Here is a 5,502-nt window from a genome sequence, read left to right as displayed (position 1 = left end):
ATAAACATAAGCCTTCGGTCTATTAGTACCAGTCAACTCCACAAGTCTCACGTCCTTGCTTCCATACCCGGCCTATCAACCCCATCATCTATAGGGAACCTCACACCCACAAAGGGCAAGGAAATCTCATCTCAAAACAGGCTTCCCGCTTAGATGCCTTCAGCGGTTATCCCTCCCGAACGTAGCCAATCAGCCATGCACCTGGCGGTACAACTGACATACCAGAGGTTCGTCCGTCCCGGTCCTCTCGTACTAAGGACAGCCTTTCTCAAATTTCCAACGCACGCAGCGGATAGGGACCGAACTGTCTCACGACGTTCTGAACCCAGCTCGCGTACCGCTTTAATGGGCGAACAGCCCAACCCTTGGGACCAACTCCAGCCCCAGGATGCGACGAGCCGACATCGAGGTGCCAAACCATGCCGTCGATATGGACTCTTGGGCAAGATCAGCCTGTTATCCCCGAGGTACCTTTTATCCGTTGAGCGACGGCCGTTCCACAACGTACCGCCGGATCACTAGTCCCGACTTTCGTCCCTGCTCGACCTGCCAGTCTCACAGTCAAGCTCCCTTGTGCACTTACACTCAACACCTGATTGCCAACCAGGCTGAGGGAACCTTTGGGCGCCTCCGTTACACTTTAGGAGGCAACCGCCCCAGTTAAACTACCCATCAGGCACTGTCCCTGAACCAGATCATGGCCCGAAGTTAGACATCCAATATGACCAGAGTGGTATTTCAACAACGACTCCACCATAACTAGCGTCACGGCTTCAACATCTCCCACCTATCCTACACAAGCCACACCGAACATCAATACCAAACTATAGTAAAGGTCACGGGGTCTTTCCGTCCTGCTGCGCGAAACGAGCATCTTTACTCGTACTGCAATTTCGCCGAGTTCATGGTTGAGACAGTAGGGAAGTCGTTACTCCATTCGTGCAGGTCGGAACTTACCCGACAAGGAATTTCGCTACCTTAGGATGGTTATAGTTACCACCGCCGTTTACTGGGGCTTAAATTCTCAGCTTCGCCCAAAAGAGCTAACCAATCCTCTTAACCTTCCAGCACCGGGCAGGAGTCAGTCCGTATACATCGTCTTACGACTTCGCACGGACCTGTGTTTTTGATAAACAGTCGCTTCCCCCTGGTCTCTGCGACCCATACACGCTCCCCACCGCAAGGGCAGTTCACGCTCAAGGTCCCCCTTCTCCCGAAGTTACGGGGGCATTTTGCCGAGTTCCTTAACCATGATTCTCTCGATCGCCTTAGTATTCTCTACCTGATCACCTGTGTCGGTTTAGGGTACGGGCAACTAGAACCTCACGCCGATGCTTTTCTCGGCAGCATAGGATCACCAAATCCTCCACAAAGGAGTCCCATCACGTCTCAGGCCAACACCAGCGCATTTAACAACTGGATACCCTACACGCTTAGACCACGACAACCACCGCGTGGCTTGGCTACCTTCCTGCGTCACACCTGTTAATACGTTTACCTCCAAGGATAGGACCCTACAACCAACCAGCACACCCCCAAAAAGAAGGCACACCAGCATCGCATAGTTAGCATCACCAATTCAGTATTGACGGTTCTTCGTCGGTACGGGAATATCAACCCGTTATCCATCGACTACGCCTGTCGGCCTCGCCTTAGGCCCCGACTAACCCAGGGCAGATTAGCTTGACCCTGGAACCCTTGATCATCCGGCGCACGGGTTTCCCACCCGTGATTCGCTACTCATGCCTGCATTCTCACTCGCATACCCTCCACCACAGTTCACACCGCAGCTTCACCGAATACACGACGCTCCCCTACCCAACAAGAAAAATCTCATTGCCACAACTTCGGTGGTGTACTTGAGCCCCGCTACATTATCGGCGCAGAATCACTTGACCAGTGAGCTATTACGCACTCTTTCAAGGATGGCTGCTTCTAAGCCAACCTCCTGGTTGTCTAAGCAACTCCACATCCTTTCCCACTTAGTACACGCTTAGGGACCTTAATTGATGGTCTGGGCTGTTTCCCTCTCGACAATGAAGCTTATCCCCCACTGTCTCACTGCCGCGCTCTCACTTACCAGCATTCGGAGTTTGGCTGACGTCAGTAACCAATACGGCCCATCGGCCAACCAGTAGCTCTACCTCTGATAAGAAACACACGACGCTGCACCTAAATGCATTTCGGGGAGAACCAGCTATCACAGAGTTTGATTGGCCTTTCACCCCTATCCACAGCTCATCCCCTCCATTTTCAACTGAAGTGGGTTCGGTCCTCCACGACGTCTTACCGTCGCTTCAACCTGGCCATGGATAGATCACTCCGCTTCGGGTCTAGATCCTGCCACTCAAACGCCCTATTCAGACTCGCTTTCGCTACGGCTACCCCACACGGGTTAACCTCGCGACAGAACACTAACTCGCAGGCTCATTCTTCAAAAGGCACGCTGTCACCCCAAAAGGCTCCAACGGCTTGTAAGCACACGGTTTCAGGTACTATTTCACTCCCCTCCCGGGGTACTTTTCACCATTCCCTCACGGTACTGATTCACTATCGGTCATCAGGAAGTATTTAGACTTACCAGGTGGTCCTGGCAGATTCACACGAGATTCCACGAGCCCCGTGCTACTCGGGAAAACAAACGCCCGGCGTGTCAAATTTCGGTTACGGGACTCTCACCCTCTACGGCAGCCCATCCCAAGGCCTTCACCTACCCAACACGACATCAAGCCAGTAGCCAGTTAGAACTACCACGCTGCTCCCACAACCCCCATGATGCAACCCCTAACCGGTATCACACACCACAGGTTTAGTCTCATCCGCTTTCGCTCGCCACTACTCACAGAATCATTATTTATTTTCTCTTCCAGCAGGTACTGAGATGTTTCACTTCCCCGCGTTCCCCCCAACCAGCCTATACATTCAACTGGTGGTAACAAGCCTTACAACTTGCTGGGTTTCCCCATTCGGAAATCCTCGAATCAACGTCCTGTTATCGACTCCCCGAGGCTTATCGCAGATTCACACGTCCTTCATCGGCTCCTGATGCCAAGGCATCCACCGTGTGCCCTTAATGACTTACGACACACAAAATAATCAAAGATTATTTCAAAATAACTAAGTTTTACAAATCAAAGAAACACATCCAAACAACAAAAATCATTCAAACAGTTTCCAGAAGATGCTCGCGTCCACTATACAGTTCTCAAACAACAACCCAACTACCAACAAACACCACCACAAAAAACAGCAGCACCCATCAGCACCAGGCAAAACGAGAATCACAAACCAAAGCCTGCAACCTCAAAACCCAACAATGCGCCCTCTACCATCCAAAAACCACAACCAACATTCCACCCATGAGCAAACCCAGTGTCCAACACTCGTGAACAAACCAGGCCAACCAAAAGATTGAGCTCCTTAGAAAGGAGGTGATCCAGCCGCACCTTCCGGTACGGCTACCTTGTTACGACTTAGTCCCAATCGCCAATCCCACCTTCGACGGCTCCCCCCAAAAGGTTAGGCCACCGGCTTCGGGTGTTACCAACTTTCGTGACTTGACGGGCGGTGTGTACAAGGCCCGGGAACGTATTCACCGCAGCGTTGCTGATCTGCGATTACTAGCGACTCCGACTTCATGGGGTCGAGTTGCAGACCCCAATCCGAACTGAGACCGGCTTTTTGGGATTAGCTCAACCTCACAGTATCGCAACCCATTGTACCGGCCATTGTAGCATGCGTGAAGCCCAAGACATAAGGGGCATGATGATTTGACGTCATCCCCACCTTCCTCCGAGTTGACCCCGGCAGTCTCCTATGAGTCCCCACCATAACGTGCTGGCAACATAGAACGAGGGTTGCGCTCGTTGCGGGACTTAACCCAACATCTCACGACACGAGCTGACGACAACCATGCACCACCTGTACACCAGCCCCGAAGGGAAAAACCATCTCTGATCCGATCCAGTGTATGTCAAGCCTTGGTAAGGTTCTTCGCGTTGCATCGAATTAATCCGCATGCTCCGCCGCTTGTGCGGGCCCCCGTCAATTCCTTTGAGTTTTAGCCTTGCGGCCGTACTCCCCAGGCGGGGCACTTAATGCGTTAGCTACGGCGCGGAAAACGTGGAATGTCCCCCACACCTAGTGCCCAACGTTTACGGCATGGACTACCAGGGTATCTAATCCTGTTCGCTCCCCATGCTTTCGCTTCTCAGCGTCAGTTACAGCCCAGAGACCTGCCTTCGCCATCGGTGTTCCTCCTGATATCTGCGCATTTCACCGCTACACCAGGAATTCCAGTCTCCCCTACTGCACTCTAGTCTGCCCGTACCCACTGCAATACCGGAGTTAAGCCCCGGTCTTTCACAGCAGACGCGACAAACCGCCTACAAGCTCTTTACGCCCAATAATTCCGGACAACGCTCGCGCCCTACGTATTACCGCGGCTGCTGGCACGTAGTTAGCCGGCGCTTCTTCTGCAGGTACCGTCACTTTCGCTTCTTCCCTGCTGAAAGAGGTTTACAACCCGAAGGCCGTCATCCCTCACGCGGCGTCGCTGCATCAGGCTTGCGCCCATTGTGCAATATTCCCCACTGCTGCCTCCCGTAGGAGTCTGGGCCGTGTCTCAGTCCCAGTGTGGCCGGTCACCCTCTCAGGCCGGCTACCCGTCGTCGCCTTGGTGAGCCATTACCTCACCAACAAGCTGATAGGCCGTGAGCCCATCTAAAACCAGTACAAACCCTTTCCACCAAACTCCATGCGAAGAATGGTCATATCCAGTATTAGACCCAGTTTCCCAGGCTTATCCCAGAGTCAAAGGCAGGTTACTCACGTATTACTCACCCGTTCGCCACTAATCCACTCCAGCAAGCTGGAGCTTCATCGTTCGACTTGCATGTGTTAAGCACGCCGCCAGCGTTCGTCCTGAGCCAGGATCAAACTCTCCGTTAGAAAACAAAAGACATTTGAAAACCTGATCTCAAAATAAAAAACAAAACAACAACCTCAAACGCCACACGGGGTACGGTGACTCGGTCATCATTTCAATGCTGTCATTCTGAAACCAAAAAGGTTATATCAAAATAAAATATATAAAAAATTTGGTATCAGTTGTAGTCACACACCACCACACTCACGTGATGATGCTATGAACAATAAAAAGCACACTATTGAGTTCTCAAGCAACAAACCACACGCAACCACACCAAGAAAAAAATCCCAGTGACAACCACGCCGGTCAATCTCATTTTTCAGCCACCCACCAAAGCAGGCAACCAGATAACCTTACCAGCAATCCCCCGCAACATGCAACACCAAAACAAGTGAAACACACCACACAGCAAACCAGAAACAACCCACCAACCAGAAAAACCCAGCCAACAAACCATCCCCAGAAAACCAAGGAAAACCACTCATAAAATTATCAAAAACATCATCTGACAAGGAGCGATAAACACTCACACGCCCTGACGACTCGTACTACTCTACACCCACCCAAAACAC

Annotated in this window: 2 rRNA genes; both read right to left on the bottom strand. The window is 51.7% G+C overall.

Annotated elements, in window-relative coordinates:
- Positions 1-2 precede the first annotated feature (2 nt).
- Positions 3-3,084 (bottom strand): 23S ribosomal RNA (locus ACN08Z_RS08310).
- Between the two features lie 340 nt (positions 3,085-3,424).
- A 16S ribosomal RNA gene (locus ACN08Z_RS08305) occupies positions 3,425-4,950 on the bottom strand.
- Together the 16S and 23S rRNA genes form the textbook arrangement of a ribosomal RNA operon.
- Positions 4,951-5,502: the final 552 nt, after the last annotated feature.

The organism is Rothia sp. P7181 (genome assembly GCF_048513015.1).
In the GTDB taxonomy this organism is placed as follows: Bacteria; Actinomycetota; Actinomycetes; order Actinomycetales; family Micrococcaceae; genus Rothia.
This window is presented reverse-complemented; position numbering and strand designations above follow the sequence as displayed.